This window comes from Nostoc sp. (assembly GCF_036919895.1).
Classification (GTDB): domain Bacteria; phylum Cyanobacteriota; class Cyanobacteriia; order Cyanobacteriales; family Nostocaceae; genus Nostoc.
In genome coordinates, this window is sequence record NZ_JBALBW010000057.1 from 1 (window position 1) to 23,186 (window position 23,186).

General features: G+C 41.5%; 17 protein-coding genes, 1 pseudogene and 1 riboswitch. Of the genes and pseudogenes, 10 read left to right on the forward strand and 8 right to left on the reverse strand.

The window, feature by feature from the left end:
• Positions 1–73 precede the first annotated feature (73 nt).
• The 4 genes and pseudogenes from V7K55_RS10545 to V7K55_RS10560 all read right to left on the reverse strand — a co-directional run.
• Positions 74–547 carry an RNA 2'-phosphotransferase gene (locus V7K55_RS10545; RefSeq protein WP_334830915.1) on the reverse strand — a complete coding sequence of 158 codons (474 nt, stop codon included), beginning with the start codon at positions 545–547 and terminating at the stop codon, positions 74–76.
• 61 nt (positions 548–608) lie between these two features.
• Entirely contained in the window at positions 609–1,922 is a 1,314-nt protein-coding gene (locus V7K55_RS10550) for an amino acid permease (protein WP_334830917.1), read from the reverse strand.
• A gap of 222 nt (positions 1,923–2,144) precedes the next feature.
• Positions 2,145–2,765: a universal stress protein gene (locus V7K55_RS10555; protein WP_334830972.1), complete on the reverse strand. Its 621-nt coding sequence runs from the start codon at positions 2,763–2,765 to the stop codon at positions 2,145–2,147.
• A gap of 176 nt (positions 2,766–2,941) precedes the next feature.
• Positions 2,942–3,077: riboswitch (cyclic di-AMP (ydaO/yuaA leader) on the reverse strand.
• Positions 3,078–3,094: 17 nt separating this feature from the next.
• Positions 3,095–3,406, reverse strand: a pseudogene (locus tag V7K55_RS10560) (ABC transporter ATP-binding protein); the annotation flags it as partial.
• 403 nt (positions 3,407–3,809) lie between these two features.
• On the opposite strand from V7K55_RS10560, the gene V7K55_RS10565 reads away from it, so the two are divergent.
• Positions 3,810–5,000, forward strand: a complete 1,191-nt coding sequence (locus V7K55_RS10565) for a sensor histidine kinase (RefSeq protein WP_334830919.1) — start codon at positions 3,810–3,812, stop codon at positions 4,998–5,000.
• Between the two features lie 58 nt (positions 5,001–5,058).
• Here the strand turns inward: V7K55_RS10565 and rnc are convergent, their stop codons facing one another.
• The 3 genes from rnc to V7K55_RS10580 all read right to left on the reverse strand — a co-directional run bounded on the left by rnc (position 5,059) and on the right by V7K55_RS10580 (position 7,563).
• Entirely contained in the window at positions 5,059–6,252 is a 1,194-nt protein-coding gene (gene rnc, locus V7K55_RS10570; RefSeq protein WP_334830921.1) for a ribonuclease III, read from the reverse strand.
• 73 nt (positions 6,253–6,325) lie between these two features.
• Complete coding sequence (locus tag V7K55_RS10575) at positions 6,326–6,934, reverse strand: hypothetical protein (protein ID WP_334830923.1); 609 nt, start codon at positions 6,932–6,934, stop codon at positions 6,326–6,328.
• A gap of 41 nt (positions 6,935–6,975) precedes the next feature.
• On the reverse strand, positions 6,976–7,563 hold the full coding sequence (locus tag V7K55_RS10580) for a Uma2 family endonuclease (protein ID WP_334830925.1): 588 nt from the start codon (positions 7,561–7,563) through the stop codon (positions 6,976–6,978).
• Between the two features lie 91 nt (positions 7,564–7,654).
• Here V7K55_RS10580 and bchD point away from each other — a divergent pair, with 91 nt between their 5' ends.
• Positions 7,655–9,691, forward strand: coding sequence for a magnesium chelatase ATPase subunit D (gene bchD, locus V7K55_RS10585; protein WP_334830926.1), 2,037 nt, complete (start codon positions 7,655–7,657; stop codon positions 9,689–9,691).
• 33 nt (positions 9,692–9,724) lie between these two features.
• Here the strand turns inward: bchD and V7K55_RS10590 are convergent, their stop codons facing one another.
• Positions 9,725–10,510 (reverse strand): RNA polymerase sigma factor SigF, encoded by a 786-nt coding sequence (locus V7K55_RS10590; protein ID WP_334830927.1) that lies wholly within the window; start codon positions 10,508–10,510, stop codon positions 9,725–9,727.
• A gap of 712 nt (positions 10,511–11,222) precedes the next feature.
• On the opposite strand from V7K55_RS10590, the gene V7K55_RS10595 reads away from it, so the two are divergent.
• The 8 genes from V7K55_RS10595 (at position 11,223) to prfB (ending at position 23,052) form a co-directional block, all read left to right on the forward strand.
• Positions 11,223–12,425, forward strand: coding sequence for a restriction endonuclease-related protein (locus V7K55_RS10595; protein WP_334830929.1), 1,203 nt, complete (start codon positions 11,223–11,225; stop codon positions 12,423–12,425).
• A complete protein-coding gene (locus V7K55_RS10600) occupies positions 12,425–15,901 on the forward strand; it encodes a hypothetical protein (protein ID WP_334830932.1) in 3,477 nt (1,158 codons plus the stop codon). Before V7K55_RS10595 ends, V7K55_RS10600 begins: the two co-directional genes overlap by 1 nt.
• Complete coding sequence (locus tag V7K55_RS10605; RefSeq protein ID WP_334830934.1) at positions 15,894–18,653, forward strand: pPIWI_RE module domain-containing protein; 2,760 nt, start codon at positions 15,894–15,896, stop codon at positions 18,651–18,653. Before V7K55_RS10600 ends, V7K55_RS10605 begins: the two co-directional genes overlap by 8 nt.
• A 111-nt stretch (positions 18,654–18,764) precedes the next feature.
• The gene (locus tag V7K55_RS10610; protein ID WP_334830936.1) at positions 18,765–19,493 is read left to right on the forward strand and encodes a Bax inhibitor-1/YccA family protein; all 729 of its coding nucleotides are present in this window, start codon (positions 18,765–18,767) and stop codon (positions 19,491–19,493) included.
• A gap of 343 nt (positions 19,494–19,836) precedes the next feature.
• Entirely contained in the window at positions 19,837–20,223 is a 387-nt protein-coding gene (locus tag V7K55_RS27520; protein WP_442949082.1) for a helix-turn-helix domain-containing protein, read from the forward strand.
• Entirely contained in the window at positions 20,142–20,783 is a 642-nt protein-coding gene (locus tag V7K55_RS10615) for a transposase (RefSeq protein WP_334830939.1), read from the forward strand. Before V7K55_RS27520 ends, V7K55_RS10615 begins: the two co-directional genes overlap by 82 nt.
• 9 nt (positions 20,784–20,792) lie before the next feature.
• Positions 20,793–21,803 carry a PCRF domain-containing protein gene (locus tag V7K55_RS10620; RefSeq protein WP_334830941.1) on the forward strand — a complete coding sequence of 337 codons (1,011 nt, stop codon included), beginning with the start codon at positions 20,793–20,795 and terminating at the stop codon, positions 21,801–21,803.
• Between the two features lie 126 nt (positions 21,804–21,929).
• Positions 21,930–23,052, forward strand: a protein-coding gene (gene prfB, locus V7K55_RS10625; protein WP_334830943.1) for a peptide chain release factor 2 whose coding sequence is annotated in 2 segments (ribosomal slippage) — positions 21,930–22,001 and positions 22,003–23,052 — 1,122 coding nt in all. Because the reading frame shifts where the segments join, the coding sequence is not laid out codon by codon here.
• Positions 23,053–23,186 lie beyond the last annotated feature (134 nt).

Sequence of the window (23,186 nt, forward strand, 5' to 3'; positions counted from 1 at the left end):
CAAACTAAAAGCCTCCTCATATTGAAAATGAGGAGGCTTTTAGTTTGTATTATTTTTTTGGACTTTCACTCTTTCATTTAGTTATCCCTCTTCTATCACTTTCCGGGTATTCTGAATAAAATTTTCCATGTCTTGCACCAACAGTTTGTGCTGTTGTAATATCCTTCGATAAATGGACATGATGTCGTGACATTTTGCAAAGTCCCGTTTGCAAAATTGACTCTACAGATTTGCGTCCCGTACCGTGATAAAGCCGATCTGGGGGAGTAACAGGTTCTAACTGTAAATCAATTTTTACACTATGTCCTTGGTTAGCACGAATTAGAGTACCTGTAGAATCAAAAGAAAAGCGTTGTTTTTCGTTGTATTCAACTACCACCTCTAATTCCTGACGGGTAATCGGAAACTTGTTTTTAGTACAAGCGCTAAGTAGTTCATCAACAGCAATCCAACCACCGAGAGCAAGTTTAATTCCAATTGCATCTGGTGTATGTCGCAGATATTTGCTGAGATATTTGCTGATTTGGGCGAGGCGAGTATCACTCATAAGATTGTGGTTGGCAGGACTTATGCTACAAATGCATACTTGCAATACTACACCAAGATTTTTATGAAATTGACAGAATTTGTCTTCCCATCATGGCTAATGCCACTCCAATCATCACAATCAGCGTCACCTTCCCACCAGGGACGAGTGGTTGATTTATGCTATCTGAGGAGTTTTTTTGTTCTTGACGTTGCTTCCAACTCATTAACGCCGGAATAATTCCACCTAGAACTGAGATACTGAATGTTCCAGTGTAATCTAGGGCAGTAAAAAAGATGCTGGGATTGAGCGTTCCGAGAGTCATCGGAGGAAAAAGAACTAGGGAATATAGAGGGAGGCGACTAGAAAATTTGCCCTGTGTAATGGAGAAAATATCTTTGAAAAAATCCAGCAAACCATACACAAATCCAATGAATGATGTAGCGATCGCAAACTCTGAAAAGATGGATACTAGTACTCCTAAACATTCTCCCGCTCCACCTGCTCGGAGAATTTGTAATGGATCGAGAACAGTTCTACCGTCAGATGTGCCATGTAGCATATCGGGAGTGACGCTTCCTAAAATTACGGCGTTCCACGCCAAGAACATAATTAGAGGAATTACAGAACCCATAAAGATAGACTGACGAATTTTGTGAGCATCTCCTTCAAGTTGCGTTACAACCAGAGGTACAACATTTTGAAAAAATAGCGCTACAGACATCACTGAAATGGCACTACCAAGGGTACTCCAATTCTGAAATAACAGTAAGGTACTCTGAATATGTCCTCCCACCAGAAATAATAGTCCCAAGAAGGAAACGATGACAATTCCGACAAAGGCGCTGTTTAATTTTTCAATAAACTTTTCTCGCCCAAGATACATAATGCCACCAAATAAAAGCGTGAAAGTCGTAGTGCCCACCCATGTAGGCAATATCTGCACACCCCCAATTTTTGCCGCCGCATAAGCTAAAATTTCTCCACCTTCGGTGATATATGCCACCAAGAGAGCATAGTGCATAAATAAATATGCGCCGCCTGTAAGTCGCGCTCCCAATTTACCAAGGATTTTTTCAACAACTCCCATAAAACCGATACTCGCACGCCCTTCTGTTCGCATCGTGTTTAAGGTAACATCTGCAACTAGTAACCCGGAAACTAAAGCGTAGAGCCAAACAGCAATCAGTCCAGATGTGGATGGCACAATCCCAGATGGCAGGGTAACGGCTGGTAGGGCGAGAATTCCTGCCCCAACTGTGGTTCCCGCAATTAATGCAGTACTTCCCAATACACTACCAGGTTGATGACTGAGCTTTTTTCCATCAAATTCGAGATGAGAAAACAACCGAGTGACTTCCTCTGAATCCTTGAGAACAGTCTTTATCGGAACCATACTGAATATCTGTATCTAAACCAAGCAATGTTAACATACATAAATATTCTTCACAAAAACCCTGATTTTAGGTTTTGTCAGTATTTCAGGCGGTTTCTTGGTTCTGCTTGTCAGAAATATTATCTACTTTGTTGAGCAACCTGCTGAATGTAGAATCTAAAAAAGCCACCTACTTTTAGGTGACTTTTCTATGACTAAAATTACCGTAATTTTAAACAGCGATTATTCATCAATGCAACTGGGAATACCTAAAACAGCACAGGGAAAATTAGAACCTAACGCTTCAATCATCGGATGATTAACAGAGTTGCAACCTAGAAACAGAATATCGGCAGCTTCGGATTCAACAACTTTGTGAAGTTCTGTAGAAATGCAGCCAAACCGCAAATGAGATTTGAAAGAACCCTGCCATTCTTCAGCCAGACTCCGAGCTTGCCAGAGAATTATATCTGCTTGTTGTAGGGGAGTTACCACTGTCTGCAATTTGGGTTGAGTTAATACCTGTGTGATAGAGTTTGATACTTCACTGATTTGACATTCTAATGAAGGCTGTTGTGTTGGAAAGCTCAAAATATTTGGACATTGATTGCTTTGATTATCTTCTAACACATAAACAGCTTGAACGGTGACTTCTGCATTAGTAGCTAAACGGGTTTGATGGGCAATCCAGAAAGCAATATCTAGTGCCGTATGGCTGTTAGGAGATGCGTCATAAGCAACAATTAAATTAACTGCTTTTGCTTCTTGAGGTTTTTTAGAAAAAGGTTTTTTTGGTTCTGACAGCAGTAACATTTGTTCAATTAAGTCATCTCGACCTGTGGCACTTTGCAGACGTGCTAGCATTGGCTTGATTTGCACAGCTTTACTTCTCCCAACGAAATGAATTAACAATGAGAAGCAGGGGGACAAATTTTAGATTTTTAGATTTTGGATTTTAGATTGAGTGACGATAACCAAAATTGCAAATCTGAAATCAGTCAAGGAAACCCCAATAATAACTGTATTACAGCCAGAATCTTGGGGGTTCCTTCCATTGCCTACGGAGTTAGCTGACGGGCTAAGACTGGAAGGTGTCTCTCGTAAGATTAGCCCCAAACATTGGTTCCTCCGTTCCAAATCCAGCTTTCATGAATTTGAATTAGGCTACCCACTAAAAAAAATGATAATCTAATTTACTCGTCTTGGGCAAAATAGCGATCGAGAAAATTTAAGGCATGGTTGCGGAGTTCAAAATATTCTCTTGAGTTTCGCATGGCGGCGCGAGCCTCTTTCAGAGGAGCTTTGCTAACGCGTGGATGCTCAAAAGGAACCTCTAAAATCTCTCCGACACTAGCAGTTGGGCCATTGGTCATCAAGACTGTGCGATCGGACATATAAATTGCCTCATCTACAGCGTGGGCAATCATCATCACGGCTTGACGATTATTTTCCCAAATATCCAATACCTGCCATTCCCATTTGCCACGAGTTAGCGCATCTAGTGCCCTGAGTTATGAGTTATGAGTTATGAGTTAAATATTAGTAACTTCTAACTCCTCACTTTCGACGAGATACGCCCCACAATTTGGTTCCTTTGCTCCAGCTTTATGCACTGTGACACGCTGAATTTGGCTGTCTTGTAAGTGAATTACTTGTACAGAAAGCGAAATAATCTAGTCGAGTCAAGCATAAATATTGTTACCTGCTTACTTAATATTTTTTAATAAAAATATTGTCCGCTGGGAAAATTTTAGATGCCGAGAGTTAATCAACAAAAAAATGAATATGTAGAATCTATTACTTTTGGTAGGTGAATTAAATTCCTAAACTTGGTAAAAATCCACTGCACTCGCTAAACTAATTGAATATGGAAGTTTGCTCATCTATCTCCTAGCTGAATTTAACATAATGGATTTTAGTCAAGTACTGGCTGAAAAAACTGACACCATCATTGAGAAATGGGTTGCAGTAGTTCGCAAGGATAGACGGATTGAAAGTGCTGATGACCTATCTTATACAGCAGTAAAGGATCACATTCCTGATGTTTTACGAGCAATGGTAAGAGTGCTTTCAAAATCTGAAGATAATGATATTCAGTCAATAGTTGCTGCTAGTTTTCAGCATGGAGCTATTCGAGCCGAACAAGGCTTCGATCCAGCAGAAATTGCCAGAGAATATCATCTGCTGCGAACAGTAATATTTGATGCTCTACAAGCAGATTTATTAGGGGGAACACCTGTAGAGATAATTCGTTCCATACGTTTGATTGACGCTATTATAGACGAAGCGATCGGTCGGTGCTTTAAGAGTTATGTTGAGGAGCGCTTACGAGAATTACAGCAGTTACAGTCATCACTAACACTCCATAATGATGAACTCAGGCGCTTAATTAGCGCTAATCAAGAGTATCTTTCGCAACTAGCCCATGAATTGAAACATCCTTTAACTTCCATTATTGGCTACTCGGATCTGTTTTTACGCCAACAACGACGAAAGACACGGATAAAAGATACCGCAGCCAATTTAGAACATATTGAGCGGGTACTACGTAACGGTAGACAATTACTCCACCTGATTAACGATGTATTAGAACTTTCACGATATGAAGCAGGGCAGATAAAACTCCAACTAGCGCCTACCGATGTGCGTGAATTAATCAATAATATCTGTGAAATGTTGGAACCTTTAGCTACTGGGAAAAATTTAAAAGTCATAGTAGATTGCGATCGCGCTCCCAAAGAATTTTTCACAGATCCTTTTCAATATCAACAAATTATTACAAATCTTATTAGTAATGCGATTCGCTATACAGATTCGGGGACTATTATTATAATGTGTCAGATGTTGGAGAACCAGAGATGTGCGATCGCAGTTTCTGACACTGGAATTGGCATTGCGCTAGAAGACCAAGCCCAGATATTTGAACCCTACTTTCGGGTTAGTTCTAGCGATCGTCCCTACCTTCCTGATAGTACAGGATTAGGGCTAGCGATCGTTTCGCGGTTGGTAAAACTCCTCCAAGGTACAATTAACTTAGTTTCTGAGGTGGGAGTGGGTTCTACCTTCACCGTAATTTTGCCCTTACAAATAGAGAGTTAATTTCGCGCCAAGATGTAAAATTATTCTCTACGCCTCTGCGTGAAATCAAAAAACATTTTTACAACAAACCCTGTTTTTTCAACTTAGCTAGCGCATCCTCAGCAGCAGCTTTTTCAGCATCTTTCTTATTGCGTCCCTTCCCTTCGCCGTAAATTTTTTCATCTACCAATACTTTTGCGATGAATTCTGGCGCGTGAGAAGGGCCTCCTACTTGTTCTGTGAAATATTTGGGGGGATTTGGAGTAATGTTACGTTGCACCCATTCTTGAAAGCGATTTTTTGAGTCTACAACTACAAAATTGTTGTAGTTAGTATCAGATTTTTGAGAAATAGATAGGTTTTCAGCTATCACTGAATCAAACAATGGTTCTACAAAATCTCGTACTAACTCAGTTCCAGAATCTAGAAAATATGCGCCGATAATTGCTTCAAAAGTATTACTGAGCAATCTAGATTGTGTACGTCCTCCATCTCTTTCTGCACCATTACCTAGCCGCATCCATTTACCCAAGTCTAAACTAACAGCAAATTTTGCTAACTGTGGCTTATCGACTAACCGAGAACGCAAAGGTGTTAGTTCGCCCTCTTTTTTATCAGGATAGCGACGATAAAGATACTCGCCACTTAAAAAATTGAGTAACGCATCACCCAGAAACTCAAGTCGCTCATTATCTTCACCTGAATTAGGATTTTCATGCATATACGATGTGTGAGTCAGTGCGCGAAGCAGGAGAGAAGCATCTTGAAAAGGCAATTGTTTTAGTAATTCATCCAAGCTTTCTCTGATGCGTGCTTCTTCGGCTTGTTTTGGAGAAAGAGATCGCAAAACTTCTTGCTTGTGCTTTTCTACAATATCTGCTTCTGATGCTGAAATGGCTTTGAGAAGTCGAGCAATACTATCAAGTGCGCGATAAGTATCATCAGTAGAGAAACGCTTTCCATTAATTTCATGCGCCCATTTATTACGAACTTCAATAATTTCGCTAATTAAGGCACGTTCTCCATGACCCAGTTTTCTTTTAAAAACCTGACTCCACTGTCCAATTATTACTTTTAGTAATTCAGAAATATCGTCGCGCAGAATATCTTCTGGGTCACGCTTTAGACTTTGATTATCAGATAGATAAGATGTTGCTATTTTCAGCCAGCGTTCACCGTGGACTGTCCGCATTTCTTTCTCAACATAAGGGTGTAGACCTTGATTTAAGTAAATTAAAGCAGTCTCGATTCTGTTGCGATTACTAATAGCCATTGAGGTATTTTATTTGTATGATTTCCACGATAATTAAATAGCTGTGTCAACAATATTCAAACTAATAAATAATTTATACCTTATTTTGCGCGATCGCACTATATAAAATACCTAAAATTTTCTTAATATCCTTAATATAATATTCACTCAAATCAATCGAAACTACATTACCTTCAAGTTTGAGAAATTGCCAGATCGTACCGATAGTAACAGCACCATATATAGCTTTAATTTTATTTCCGCCTCTCTCGTTAAATAACTGTGCAGCTATCATTTCGGCAATACATTGGGCTAAACCAGACCTCAAATTCTCATTTTTACTTTCTACTAAGACAATCACCGGACTACGTACAAGCAACTGCTCCGAAGAAAGACTCAAAATAAAATCACAAAAGCCGTTTAATCCTCGCTGGCTATCAACAGTAAAATCAACTCCCGAAAAAAAGCTGATTTCATAATTGAATTTGCGTCTAATTTCTAATAAAATTGGACTTATTATCATTTCACTTCGAGCTTTCTCTGAACTTATAGCTACTGCTAAATCAACGTTTTCTCTAAGAATAGTAGATAATAAATCACTACATTCTTGCTCCTGTACATTTGCGAATAGTCCAGATGATTCGTGGATAACTAACCCAAAAGAATCAATAACTTCAATAAGTTTGAAATCACTATAAGCCATAAAACTTGCTCCTTTGTCTTATGACTGATCTATAACAAAGTTTAAAAATTAAGCTTCGGCGGAAACACCCTAGCTAAATCAAGGGATAAATCAGGGAAGCAGGGAAAATTTATTACCTCATTTGACAATAAAATTCGCTTATTTGAATAGCCATATCTGCCTTGATTATCCTGATATGGTTGACTGTAAGCTTCCAAATAATTATCGAATAAATTGAATATCCAATAATCAGTAATACCTGCTTGAGCATAGAGAGGGATTTTCACATCTTGGTCATAAGCTAAAGAAGAATCGGAAACTTCCATCACCAATAACACATCATCTGGTTTAGGGTGAGACGAGAGATAATTATCATCTCGGTTTTGAACAATCGCAAAATCCGGTTCAGGTTCGCTCTTAGGTGGCAAAGTAATCGGGGCTTGAGATTGCAAAGTTGCCCTATCTCCTACAATTTTTGGGAGTTGCTTCCACAAATTCCTTAAACAAGTTTCATGAGCTTTACCTTTGGATGCCATTTCAATAATTTCCCCGTTGATTAATTCAATGTGGTCATCTTCATGGAAAAAGCCCAATTCTCCAAGCCTGTGGTATTCATCCAGTGTGAAGCGTTTAGCCTGAGCAATACTCATAACCTTACCTTTCTCTCATTGCCATAATACTTATTCTAAATGTGTCAGAAATTGGTATGCTAAAGGCCGAGACTCGCTATGAAAGCAAACAATGCCTGCGCCTACTATTAATCCCACAATCACTGCTTTTCCCTTGACAGCCGTAGTCGGTCAAGAAGCAATTAAATTAGCCTTGCTGTTAGCCGCAGTCGATCCTGGTTTGGGAGGAGTAGCGATCGCAGGTCGTCGCGGTACGGCAAAATCTGTAATGGCTCGTGCTATCCATGCTCTACTACCGCCCATTGAAGTTGTCAAAGGTTCAATCAGTAATTGTGACCCCAATCACCCAGAAGAATGGGACGATCAACTTTTGGCGGAGTACGCAGACAAAGATATTCAAAATGTACCAGTAGAAATTATCCCCGCGCCTTTTTTGCAAATACCTCTAGGTATCACAGAAGACCGACTACTGGGTTCAGTGGATGTGGAAAAGTCGGTAAAACAAGGTGATACGATTTTTCAGCCGGGATTACTTGCTACAGCAAACCGTGGTGTACTGTACGTAGATGAAATTAATTTATTAGATGACCAAATATCAAATCAGCTTTTAACAGTATTATCTGATGGACGCAACCAGATAGAACGGGAAGGGATTAGTTTTCAGCATCCGTGCAAATCCTTATTTATTGCTACCTATAATCCAGAAGAAGGCGGATTGCGGGAGCATTTGTTAGATAGAATTGCGATCGCACTTTCTGCTGACGGTGTACTCGGCTTAGATCAAAGAGTAGAAGCAGTAGAGCAAGCGATCGCTTATTCTAAATCCCCCCAAGATTTCCTCAAACAGTACAACGAAGATTTAGACTCCCTCAAAACCCAAATCATCTTGGCGCGGGAATGGTTGAAAGAAGTAATCATCACCCATGAACAAATTGCCTACCTAGTGGATGAGGCCATTCGCGGAGGAGTTCAGGGACATCGCGCCGAGTTATTCGCCACGCGGGTGGCCAAAGCTGCGGCGGCTTTGGAAGGAAGAACAACAGTTAATGCTGAAGATTTACGCCGTGCCGTGGAACTGGTAATTGTACCACGCGCCACTGTTGTGCAGACACCACCACCAGATCAAGCACCGCCACCGCCTCCACCGCCGCCGCAACAGAATCAAGAAGAACCCCAGGACGAATCTGAAGAGGAAGAAGAGGAAGAACAAGAAGAACAGGAAGAAAATCAAGAGCAAGAACCCCCTAGCATCCCGGAAGAGTTTATCTTCGATCCAGAAGGGGTAATTCTTGATGATAACGTGCTGTACTTTACTCAAATGGCGAAGCGGCAAGGTAAATCTGGTAGTCGCAGCGTCATATTTTCCGATGACAGGGGACGCTACATTAAGCCCATGTTGCCCAAGGGGAAAGCGCGACGCATTGCAGTAGATGCCACGCTCAGAGCTGCGGCTCCTTATCAAAAATCACGAAGAGAAAGACAACCAGATAAAAAAGTTATTGTCGAACAGGCTGATATTCGCTCGAAACGCCTGGTACGGAAAGCAGGGGCGTTGGTAGTGTTTGTGGTAGATGCTTCTGGTTCAATGGCATTAAATCGAATGCAATCGGCTAAAGGTGCGGTAATGCAACTGTTAACAGAAGCTTATCAAAATCGCGACCAAATAGCATTAATTCCCTTCCGGGGAGAACAAGCAGAGGTATTATTGCCTCCAACACGTTCGATTGCTTTGGCGCGTAACCGTTTAGAAAGGTTGCCCTGTGGTGGGGGTTCGCCCTTAGCGCATGGTTTAACTCAAGCTGTGCGCGTCGGCTTAAATGCTCAGATGAGTGGAGATATTGGGCAAGTTGTCCTTGTAGCAATCACCGATGGGCGGGGTAATATTCCCTTAGCGCGTTCTTTGGGTGAACAGCTAGAACCAGGAGAAAAGCCAGATATCAAAGGAGAATTATTAGAAATTGCTGCGAGAATCCGTGCTCTGGGGATGCAACTATTAGTAATTGATACGGAAAGTAAATTTGTGTCTACTGGTTTTGCTAAAGAATTATCGCAAACAGCAGGCGGTAAATATTATCATTTGCCGAAAGCTACAGATCAAGCTATTGCTGCTATGACCAAAGGTGCGATCGCTGATTTAAAATCTAGATAATTAGTTATTGGTCATTAGTCATTGTTTTTTGGACTAAGACCCTGTTGGCATTACCTGTGGTTGTAAATAGAAAATCAAATCTTGGATTCCTTTTTGTAGATAGCGCGTTACTGTCATTGGACTAGTACCAATGTTTTTAGCAGCATCCTTACGAGAAAGTTCCTTCAAAAACACCATTTCAACTGCCATGCGGGGCTTTTCTTCTAACATATTGATTGCACCTTGCAGTTGTTGGCGTTCTTCTTCTTGTTGCAGAAGAACATGAGAACGAGGACAAGGAAGTGCTTCACCCAAGGTTATTTGGCAATCAACATAGTTAACTGCGGTTGCATCTAAACTCAAAGGCATCCGATTTTGAGCAGCTAACTTGGTTTCTTGCCATTCTTGCACAGATACCCGGAGTTGGCTGGCAATTTCAGCATCCTTGGGCTGGCGACCTAAAGAGATTGACAAGTCCTTGCGAATCTTTTGCCCTTCATTGTATAATTCTTGCCAACGACGGGGAATTTTTAATAGAGTACTGCGATCGCGCAAAAAGTGCAGCATCTCACCGCGAATGTATGGCACTGCAAAGGAACTAAAAGCATATCCTTGGCTAGGATCGAAGCGTTCAATAGCCCTAATTAAACCAAAATAACCGATTTGTTCTAAATCTTCATAAGGTTCATTACATTGATGGCTAAACTTATGAGCCATCTTCCGTACTAAGCCAGTATGTAACTGTACAAGTTTATTACGAAGTTTAATAGAAGGATTCTGGTGGTACAAGTGTAATAATTCTATACCATCAGTTCGTAAAGAGGACTCACTTGTTGCCATATACATTCCCTTGTTGAAACTCCTATTCCTGAGAAAATGGAGTTGCGTATATTTTCTTCTAAGCTGTTATTATTTTGCTGAGTCAGGGAAGAATAAGCTATCGTCGTTTCACTGAACTTGTTAGGGCTCTAACTCCATAATTCAGTATTTGTACGCATGATTTTGCGAACCCCTCTGTTGCAGGTTATTTTTGTTTTTTACATAACTCTTGAATGGCACATAATCTTTAGCTTTTGCAACAAAAACTAGCTATTTATGCGGAACAATGCATAACTGACCTAATAGCCATCTGTCATACTGAGCGCAAGTGGATCGGTACTGAATTAATCGCAAAAGAGACTGGGTAATTTTATCTTTTAGTACGCACCGTTATTAATAAAGGTCGAAAATCCAAATTGAAAGTTGGGTGGAATAACAAAACCTAAGCTACAAAAAACAGAATTCCGACTCATTTTTATAAGGATTTGTACTTAGTTGGGTCTTGAGGTACATTTCTATTCAATCTTGGTAAGATGGAAACTTTAGAAACTTAGTGGAAACATAGAAACAGGTGATTGACATGCCAGTTTGCTGGGTGTCACACTTCTGCTAAACAGGAGAGTGAACAATGAAAATCACCAAACATCGGCAGAAAATTCTCGATGCACTTCAGCAATAGTTTAGCATCCATAAACAAGGGCCAACCTTAGAAGAGTTGTGTCAAGAACTGGGAATGCAACCACGTCAGAAAGCAACAGTTCAGCGTTGGTTACAGACTATGCGAGGTATTGATGTGGAATGGGATGACCACAGCGCCCGCAGTTATCGCCTCCTCACATCTGAACCAAAAAAACCTTCCTTACAGCTATCTGTTACCGACACTGTGCGGTATATGGCTACTGGCGTGGTGCAGTGGGAAAAACTGGATCTAGAAAAGCGAAGTCAAGTACCAGAAGCCCTTCGCATTGGGATGTCCCGTATGTACTTAACTTCTTTACTGCGGGGAGAACAAGCCCCAGAGAACCTACCCCAATTTTTTGATTGGGCGGAAACATCAATTACTTCTTGGAAACCAGCCCAAGAGATTAAATATCTTTCACCAGATGTCAGCTTTATAGAAGACGGAGTAGTTTCCGATTTTGCTAGAGAATGGCAAGTTTCGGGTAATGATGTAGTGGCGCAGGTACAAGAGTCAGTACTGAAAGACGTACTGGAATACTGTCGGGGAAATCAGCTAGAAGATGGCTATCGCGCTTTTCGACTACTAATCATTTCTAAACCCACTCTTCATTACTCAGAATATCGGCAACATCTACGTTTACCCGAACTTAGACCACTACGCGAGTTATTGTCACGGTTAGAAATCTATGTCGATATGGATAAGTTGGCAGAAGGTAGCGTCTATCATCTGTGTCCGCGCTGCAAGTATGTGCAACGTCAACGCCCTGATGGTACATATACCTGCCGTAACCCTTGGTGTGAAAGACTTTGTGCAACTAGCAACCTCCAAGTATTGCCACCTATTCCTAAAGAAAAAGCAGAGGACTGGAAAGCTGTTACCCCTGGCGTACATTTGTACGGTACACTGCCGGGAATTTGGGAAATTCAACTCAAAGAAGAACTCACACAATTGGGTTTGCGCGTCACTCTCTGGCCTTTTATAGATGAATTTGACTTACTCGTAGAGTTCCCGCGCAAAGTCCGTTGGGCAATTGATCTCAAAGATTGGTCATCATTGGATGAGGAACGTTTGCGAAAGGTGCAGTATCGGCGTGATGCAACGGAAACCTTTGTAGTTTTTCCCGATGAACGCGAAGAAATATTACGGATAAAGGTTGTACGCAAACAACTAGAGCCTGAACTGGAGGGTGTGCGCTTGCGCCTATTTAGCGAAATTATCACCGAGGCTCAAGCAATTTTAGGGAATAAAAAATAATGCGTGACACCATTAGCTGGCGTAAGGATCTGTGTAAAAAACTCCGCAACTCGGATGAATTAAAACAGTCTATAGTATCTAGTTTAGTTAATGCAGATACTCAGGTACAACAGCGAGAACTTAAGCGTCTTGCCCAACTCATTGCTGATGTGGAATTGGGATTAACCCTACTTAAGGAAGTAGCACCTGAAGAACCTGCAACTTCTGTGGAAGCTTTGCTCAAAGGATATCGCTTTCCAGTTGAACAACTACAAAGCGATCGCAACTGGAAACTCATGCAAAATGCTCGTTTTTATTTGATTAAGCGCAAAGGCAGACAATGGCTGCGAGTTCTTCAGGAGTACATCACCTTACCTGAAATTATTAGAATTTACAGTCTTGAAGAGACAAGGGATGTTCCTCAAATTATTCCATCCAGTACCTACCCAACTCGTTTAGAGAAGGTATATCTTCCAACCTTATTGACAACCCCAGAGCATAGACAAAGAAAAATTAAATTAGCAACTGAGGGGCAGTGGTATGCCAAGATTTCTCAAAAGGGTCATTCCCCAGTTGAAGTTCCTATTGAGATTCCCAAGGAAGTTGCTAATATAGCACCCTCGTCTACGGTATCCCTTCATCACACACGGACTGAGCAGAATTCACAGTGTAGCGTTACCCATGAAGAATTAATACTAGCTGCCCAAGAAATGGACGATAAATTGTCCCAGTTTGGGCAACAAGAAAATTATCGTAACCGGTTAGAAAACATCCTCTTCCAGCTATACGATGCTGAATCAGATAATTTCCATCAAGGTAATCATCTGAATTTTGAGGGGCTTATCCACATTGTTGGGCTTTTGAATGTGGGCAAGTCTACCCTGTTAGAAATTCTGATTTACTTCTTCGCTAAACAGGGACATCGCTGTGGATTGATGGTGAATGATGTCGCTACAGCAGTGCGCCTCGCTTCTTTGTTCTGCCACAAATTAGGAATTCCTGCTGCACCAGTGTTGGGTAGTAAACGCCAAGATCAACTGGCAAAAGTCTACGAACCAATTCTCAAAAGTGAGGGTAAGGAAATTACTAAGGGAGGAATGCACCCAGCTTGGCGTTGGTTCAGCCCAGTTTGCCCACTTTTAGCTTTAGTGCAATCAGAAGATAAGTGGGAATTTGGCAATGAACCTTGTCACAAGCTTTATCAAAAAGTTCTCGTAGCTGATAATGATGATTTTGATGATGAAGATAGACAGGAAAGTGATGAAAAATACACTTGTCCCTTTTATTACAAATGCCCACGTCACCATTTAGAACACGATATTGCTACAGCTTTAGTCTGGATTTTCACTCCTGCTAGTTTTATTCATACTCGTGTACCTCGCCAGGGATTTGAACAAGACTTGACCTTTGCTGAGGCTGTTTATCGAGAATGTAAGTTTCTATTTGTTGACGAAGCCGATCGCGTCCAGATTCAGTTTGATGGAGAGTTTGCCCCGGATGAAGTCTTAGTCGATGCTTCTGGAAACTCATTTTTAAATAAACTCGGATTGAATTCAGCCACGATTTACAATTCCGATCGCGGTGACATGGCAGGCGATCGCTTTCTTGCTTGGACAAGCGCCCATTACCATACCCAAAATGCTACTAACCGCATCTATCACCTACTCCTCACCCACCCTAAACTGGTTGCCTGGTTGGGGCCACTTCCTTTTACGGGTCGTTCTCTATTTGCTCGGATTATCCGCGATCTGGTTGATCCACCTGAGATTACTGTCTCAGCGAAACCAAAACTAACTCGCCAACAAATCATGGAAGAACGGCGTAAACGCATCATTGAAGCAGACTTGGCTCCCACAGAGCAACGTCGCCGCCGCAAACAAATGATGGACGAACTCGACGGATTTTTGCAACATCCGCTTAACCGCCGTCGTGGTGGCGAACTTTCAGATTTGGCGTTGACAATACTAACTGCGGAAAGCGATCGTCAAGCCTTAGTTGAAATTGCTCCTTGGTGCAAAATGTGGATAGAAATCCACAATCTTTCCCTACCAGATGAGACTCAATTTGAGGAACTAACGCGAAATATTCAGTTTGCGATTTTAGTTACTATACTCGATAACCAACTAGGCTTTTTAGTTGATAATCTGAGCGATCTTGGTCGGGTAATGAACCTACACGACTTGAACCAAGACTTCTTGCACCGCCCGCCGCCTGATTTTCTCCCAGTTTTACCAGAATCGCCAGTGGGGAATATTTTAGGTTTTTTGTATAAGCAAGAACGTAGCGCTAAAAAAGCTGGCAAGTTGGACTACTTCCGCTATGTGGGCGTAGGTCGTGCTTTGCTGTTAAATTTCCCAAAACTGTTTGCAGTTGACGATTGGGATGGCCCGCATACTATTCTGATCTCAGGTACTAGCTATGCTCCTGGTTCGCCAGCCTATCATATCAATGTAAAACCTACGGTGTTGCTGCAACCTAGAACTGGCGAGGCAGGTATAGCTGAGAGTCAATTTTTCTTTAGTCCCAAACAGAATCGGCAAGCAAACTATATTGCTTTATCAGGATTGCCACCTGCAAGACGCAAACTTGCTGCCCAAGAAATGGTCGAGGCTATGTGCCACTCAGTAAGAGGTGGAGAGAATTTTCTAGATGGGGTATTTCAGGATTTAGCACAGCGAAAACAACAGCAACCTGAATGGTGGAGCGATCGCGATCGCATCTTGATTGTCGTGGGTAGCTATGACGAGTCCGAATGGGTAGCATCTATTTTACAATCGCGCTACCGCTTCGATGTAAACATTAACGATGACGGTATTGCCACCCTCCGCCGTGACAATGCTCCAACTCATCTTCATGGTATTCTGCGAAGCGAAATCCGAAATTTACAACATTTACCCACCCAGCTTGTAGTTGCTCCTTTGATGGCTCTAGAGCGGGGTCACAACATCTTGAATGCTCAAGGCAAAGCTGCATTTGGTGCGGTGTTGTTCCTCAACAGACCTATGCCAATCCCCGATAACTGGCAATCTACTGTTCAGCAACTCAACGCTTGGGCGCTGAAGCACGAAAAAGATTCCACCCTGTACGAAGAAGCTCAAGCAATATTGGGAAACCTAACCCTAACTCAGGTTGCAGATATCTTCTACCAGAATGCTGTTGGCGAGATGGTCAACCTGAATTACACCGCATGGGCTTTTAAGCAATTAACACAAGACGAGCGATCGGTACTTTGCTGGACTCAGTTAGTCAGTATTTGGCAAATTATTGGGCGTTTGGTGCGTGGTGGTGTACCAGCAGTAGTCCATTTTATAGATGTTAAATTTGCCCCAAATTCAGCCATTGGCGAACAAGACAGCGAATTTACTTCACTTTTGGTTGCCATTATCAAAGTGTTGGAACCCTATGTAGAAGGTGAGGATGTGCTGGCGCGATCGCTTTATGGCCCTTTTTTGAACGCATTGAAACAAATGAGAGAAAGAAATTTAAACTATGACTAAAATTATTCTTCCTGGTGCTTGGGAACTTACTGCAACGAATCCAACATACAAACTCTCTGCAATCTATGTTCCTACTAAATGGCGACAAGTCGGCAACAACCTTGCTCAACAGCGTGCCAAACTCCAAGGTAAAAGTTATCGGGCTGTACCAGTTTATTCCCTCGATCCCCTGATAGTTGGTAGTTTTCCCCAAATTATCAAGACTGTGCGTAATGGCTGGCAAAAAGACAATGTACCTTGGTTGTTAGCAACAGAAACCACAGATATTTCTGACTTGGGTAACTCGATCAAAGATTGGTTGATAGAAGAATTTAGTTCCTTAAAGGATGTCGAGTCACAACTGACAAATCTGAATAATGATGATTGGCAATGGGAAGATTCACAAACTTATGAATTACTCCATCCTGAAAACAAAATTGAAACAGGCAACCTTTACCAAGCAATTCCAGATTACCTTGCCGGGGAGTTTCTCCAAAACCCAACAGTTTCCTTTGGTGTCGATGAGCAGTATCAACTGACATTTTACCGAGTGGTCAGTCTTCAAGGTGCTGAGTTGATGTCATGGCCTCCCAGTCAAGTTACGGTAACAACAGGAAAGGAAACAACAGAAACAGCATACATCTCATTTGTCCTTGAGTTTGTTTTGCAAACCGTTCCCTGGCGCGAAAAACCTATTGTTTATCATCATTTATCAATTCGACGTTGGCTGACTAAACCTCTGAAATATGTACCTTACCCAGGCCTGAAAGTTCATATTGGTGATAACCATCGGTGGTTAGATGGTCAACGCCAACCCTTTTGCTTTATTCCACTGATGATGAATCGTTATGGAAAGGAAGTGAAATGGCCTCAAGCTATCAGCAATCTTTTTTCTCTCAATAACTCTCAACTTCCTGACGCAAATAACTTTGTTTCTAACCCAAATCACAACTGGTCAGGTGTCAACACAATTCCTTGTGGTATCCAAGCTGCGATCGCATATACTTCTAAATTAGGGGAACCACCCTGCTTTGCTGGTGTCAGTCCACAAGATTTGGCTAGTTTAGATCGAGCTATTGAAGCACGTCTCCCTGTTCAAAGAGTTGGTGACGCTGAGAGAGTGACAGGTAACGTTTTTATTTTCTGGCCTTTAGAAAAACCCAAACAGAAAATTATTCCTCTGCTCGCTGACGAAGATAACCAATCTACCAAGCCTAAAAAAGCCAAGAAATCTGACGATCCTAATCATTCACACACCCCAATGCTGCGACCAAAATTAGCAGCACCAGCAGTATTTCGTGAAGCTGAAAATCCTCTTCACACCATACTTATTTTGTGGGAAACTCCACAATGTCGTGATGCACTGATTGCTGAAATTTGCCAGTTACTGTATTTATCACCCACAAAAGTAGAAAATATCTATCAGGGTTTCTACGGTTGTCTGTGTATTAAGACTCAACACGTTGGCGACCTCACAGGAAATCTGGAAATTAAAAATTTTTCTGAAGCGAAGAAAACTTATCAACAGCAACGCCCTGCTTTATTAGTAGAGCGAATTAATCAAATTACCGCGTTTCTACCCCAAACTAAAGAATTAAGTGGGGCATTAATCGAAATTAGACGTAAACCTCCTATATCCGAGGCTGATCCCAAGCTAGCGTGGCGAATTGGGGCAATGAAAGCAGGTTATCTCAATCAACACATTCACCGAATAACCACCCAAACTGATGCAGAGAAGCTGAAGAAATCTGGTTTAGAACCAGTCAAACGAGCAGTATCAGACTTACTAAGACAATTCGGAATTTTACCTGATACTCCTTTAATTGATTCCAAAAAAGATGGTATTGATTCTGATGTCTGGTTAACGTGCTTTTATGTCCTACGCCGCACCCGCAAAACAAATGCCGAAAACATTCCTAAAACTGTTGTTTTGACGATCAGAGTTAATCCAATCACAGCAAAAGTAGAGTTAACAACACCTAGTTTATTTAATAAAAAAGGCTGGGTATCATATCCTGTTGGACTCGCACACCTGTCGGATGAAGACTGGAATCCAAACTCTTTTGATGAAAGCAATGAAGAAGTTGATGATGCAAAAAAGCGCCACGAGCAAACACAAGAACAACGGTTAATAAATAAATTTGTTGCTGAATGTTTACATGAGTGCTTAAATACTCCAATTACTGATAAAAAACCCCCACGTGTGCTGTTTATGGCAGAAGCACAAAATGCCCGCAAAATGCTGAGCTGGTTACAAAATCAAAATCTACTAACTAATGACCCACTACAAGCACTAAAACAGTACCTTTCACAAGAACAAATCAATCGTCTGTGGGTTGTGCGCTTACGAGTTGCAGATAATGGTGAAGTACCAGATGCGATTGTTAAAGATTCTCCTGGGAGTCGAACCAGTGGTGTTTACCGATGGCAGGGTGTGTGTGATGATGGAGAGCGATCGCTTTACCTAAGCGTTAGAAAGCCTTTAAACACCGAACAAGGTACAAAAATCCTACAACAGAAGCAGTCTCGCCTTGATAGTGGTAGTAGGCAAGCAGGAAAAGCCAGAATATTAGAAATAGTCCTTATTCACCATCCAGAAATTGCAGGTGACAAGCTAGCCCACTTTGTTCATTCTCTCAGGAGTCGCTGGCCTTATTTTGCAAATGATGTTGTTCTACCATTGCCTTTTCCCTTTGCAATCAAGGCTAAAGAGTATGCTGTCAGTACGAAAGATCCTGTGGAATCCTCGGAGACTGACGACTCTAATCTTTAAGAACAAAGCCGCCCTTCAGATTTTGCAACGATCTAAATCCTTGGCTGTTAACAGCAAAGATTGGTAACAATAGGAATAGCAGAACGTTTTCCTAAAAAACAGTTTTTCAATATGAGCAATACCAGTAATTTTCGTGAAGCTATCCGTGAGGCTAAATCTCACGCCCTCGTTGGCCCAAACGTGATTGCCAACGCCCTACCCTACGTCGGTGGTGGATTGGTGCTAACGGCATTAGGAACCTACGGAGGTTTAGGAGTTATCCGTACTAACCCCGAAATATTCTTTCCCACCTTCATCGGTGCGGTGATTTTGGAGTTAATTTTATTCTTTGTTGCCCAAAATGTTGCCCAAAAAGGTAACAAGGGACTTGCGCTACCCCTGTTGGCAACCTACAGCCTTTTGTCTGGATATACTCTCAGTGGCTTGGTGTATGTCGCTTTGAGATCCCAAGGTGTTGGTATTCAAGGCATTGGTTTAGCTGCCCTTGGTTGTGGCGTTACCTTTATTTTCGCCCGTCAAATTGGTTCAAATCTCTCTGAACAAGATGGGATGGCTTTGACGAAAACCATCAATCTCGGCGTTATCGCCTTGGTGGTTGTGTGCCTTGTCCAATTTGGGTTTGCTATGTTTGGTGTTTACACGCCAAATTGGCTAGAAATTGCCATCTCGGGTTTAGGGGTATTTCTGTTTATTGGGGTTTCTGTTGTCGATTTTTACATCTTGCCCCGCACTTACAGCGATGACCAATATTTACCTGCTGCTTTGTCGATGTACTTAACCTACATCAACTTGTTTGTCTTTATCTTACGGTTGCTAATTGCCATAAATGGCCGCGATTAAGCTCTCGTAAGTATAAAAACTTAACAAATTATCAACCGTGGTCAAGCATTAGCAGCCACGGTTTTTTGTGGGATGAAAAACTAGAGCAATTTGTAGTAATATACTATCTAGTATAGTTATGAACCCCAGTGAGTAAAACCATGCTGGAACTCTTGAACATCAAACGCGAAGTAGAAAGGTTATCAAATATCTTGGCTAAGGCTGAAGGCTGTCTTTGACGTTCTAGAACTGAGTGCAAGAATTGATGACTTGAATCAATTAATTTCTCAATCTACTTTCGGGGATAATTACAGCAATTGCGTCTGTTATGAGGTACACTAGATTAAAATATAAATCCTTTTAAATGAAGTCATACTCTGTCGAGCTTCGAGAAAAAATAGTTGCAGCACATATTCAGAAAAACATCTCAATCAGGAAAGTAGCTAACATATTTTCCGTCTCAAAGAGTTTAGTGCAAAAGCTTGTAAAGCAACAAAAACTTGAAGGAAACTTACAACCCAAGCCGCGAGGAAAACCACAATTTAGTCATCTGACAAATGCGGACATAGAATTAAGAGAATTAGTTGAAGCACATTCAGATGCAACATTGATAGAGTTGTGTGAATTATTTGCAGACAAGACTGGCAATTGGGTAGGTCAAAGTGCAATGTGTCGGGCGTTACAGAAATTAGGATTAAATCGAAAAAAAAAACGAAGCGGAGTACCCAAGCAGGCACAGAGCGAGTCCTGAATTTAAGATTAGATTATTGGGAAAAGGTCAAACATATAGAGCTAGAAAATTTAGTATTTTTGGATGAAACTGGTGTCCTGCTCGGGTTAATGAGGACTCATGCCCGTTCACAAATGGGAACAAGAGCTTACTCTCTTAACCCCTTTTATAGAGGCTCAAAAGTTACAGTAATTGGAGCAATTAGTCTTAAAAAAGTAGTTGCATTAATGACAATGAATGGTTCAATGGATGGCATGGCGTTTGAATTATTTGTTGAGAAGTTTTTAGTGCCAAGTTTATGGTCAGGAGCAGTGGTAGTAATGGATAATTTATCCGCACATAAACTAGATTCAATTGTGCCAATGATTGAAACTGTAGGTGCGAAAGTTATTTGTTTATCCTCATACTCCCCCGATTTTAATCCAATTGAATTATGGTGGTCACAACTTAAATCTTTTTTACGCAGTTTTGCTCCGACTACAACAGAAATGGTTGATAAATTAATCTCAGTTGCACTCGATTTAATCAATCCTCAACATTTAAGAAACTGGTTTGCTAGTTGCTGCTACTGTACCTCATAACAGCCGGAAGTGCTGTATGTCAATTTCTATCAGACACTTCAAGAAATTGAATCCCTCAAGGTTAAAAAGGAACAATATCAGCGATCGCACTTTATTCTAGAAGAAATCAATGCTGCACTAGAACTACTAGAATTGTCTGCTGATGAAGAATTGTTGCAAGAGGTGCAAACCAACCTTAGCCAACTCCAGCAAGAACTTGAAACATTAGAAATACAACTATTACTGTCCAACCCCTGCGACCAAAAAGGTGCATTTCTCACTATTAATGCTGGTGTTGGTGGCGTAGATGCTGAAGATTGGTCATCTATGTTATTGCATCTGTATTACCGTTGGGCAGTAAATCATAATTATAAAGTATATCTATTGGGAGAGTCACGGGGTGATTTAATAGGGTTCAATTATGCCACCTTAGAAATTATCGGTCGCTACGCCTATGGTCTCCTTAAATCAGAACAAGGAACCCATCGCTTAATAAGAATTTCTCCCTTTAGCAGCAACCGCCGCAAGCAGCATACTTGCCTAGCTACTGTGGAAGTCAGCCCTATCTTAGATGAGTCTATTGATTTTGAGATTCCAGAGAAGGATTTGGAAATTACTTTTTATCGCCATCGGGGGAATGTCAACCGCACAGAAACATGGGTAAAGATGGTTCATATTCCTACTGGGATTAGTGTATCTTGTAGCGAGCAGCGCAGTCAGATGCAAAACAAAGAGAAAGCCTTAGCTATTCTCAAAAGTAAACTGTTTGCGATGCCTACAACTGGCTACGCCTACGCACTAGCCCAAGGTGTCCAGCTTGACAAAATTAAACCCCGACTCATCAAACCTCTATCCAGCAACCTAATCCGTGAATATATCTTGCATCCTTACACCAAGGTGAAAGATTTACGTACCAACGTAGATATGACTTCTGTTGCAGATGTTTTGGACGGCGATATTGATTTGTTCATCAAAGCCTATCTGCAACAGCTAAATCACACTACTTCAGTGGACAAAGAAGCGCTTGATAATTTCAAGTAATTTTTGTAACTTAATATCAGTGGTGCGGAGAAAAATTGCCAAACTACAGCTAAAATTAATAGACGTAAGTAGAATAAAGAGCAATTTCTCAATCCAAAGCGCTCTATCTATCATTCAACAAGCATTATGGATGTCCTAGAACTCAAACGCGAAATCGAAACGTTGTCTAGCCGCCTGGGTAAAACCCAGGACTATCTTTGACGTACCTGCACTGACAGCAAAAATTCAAGACCTCGAAAAAATATCAGCGCAGCCAGAATTTTGGAATGAGCAAACCCAAGCCCAACAAACGCTACAAGAACTCAACGACCTGAAAGCCCATCTTCAGCAATACGATCGCTGGCACACCAATTTAGAAGATACTAGGGCAGTTGTTGAGTTGTTGGAGTTAGAAACCGATGAGGCACTACTCCAAGAAGCAGAATCTACCATCACCAAACTGAATCGTGACCTTGACCAGTGGGAGTTACAACAGTTACTTTCTGGCCCCTATGATGCCGAAGGTGCTGTACTGACAATTAGTGCTGGCGCTGGTGGCACAGATGCTCAAGACTGGGCATTTATGCTGATGCGGATGTACACCCGTTGGGGCGAAGCTCACGGCTATAAGGTAACTTTAGCTGAAGAGTCGGAGGGTGATGAAGCCGGAATAAAATCGGCAACCCTAGAAATTACTGGTCGCTATGCTTATGGTTACTTGCGTTCAGAAATGGGTACACATCGCTTAGTGCGGATTTCACCTTTTAATGCCAACGGGAAGCGACAAACCAGTTTTGCAGGGGTGGAAGTGATGCCACAGATTGATAACACTGTGCAATTGGATATTCCAGATAAGGATTTGGACATCACCACAACTCGGTCTGGTGGTAAAGGTGGGCAAAATGTCAACAAAGTAGAAACTGCGGTGCGGATTGTTCACCTTCCCACAGGTCTAGCGGTGCGCTGTACAGAAGAGCGATCGCAGCTGCAAAATAAAGAAAAAGCTCTAAATCGCCTCAAAGCCAAGCTTTTGGTCATCGCCAAGGAGCAACGCGCCCAAGAAATTGCCGAAATTCGTGGCGATATGGTGGAGGCTTCCTGGGGAAATCAAATCCGTAACTATGTATTTCATCCTTACCAAATGGTGAAAGATTTACGTACAACTACGGAAACAACAGCGATTGGTGATGTGATGAATGGCGAACTTGATACATTCATTCAAGCTTATCTCCGCCAAGAGAATAAATTAGTAGAAAACACTACTGCATAAATCGGAATTATTTACAAGTGCTAAGTAATTATTTTTAACATTACTTAGCACTTGTTACTTATTTCTAGTATTTTCAGATTGGCGTGCAGGCGTAGCCCGTCCTAGACATCGCATAGCATTTCATCTTATTGGAG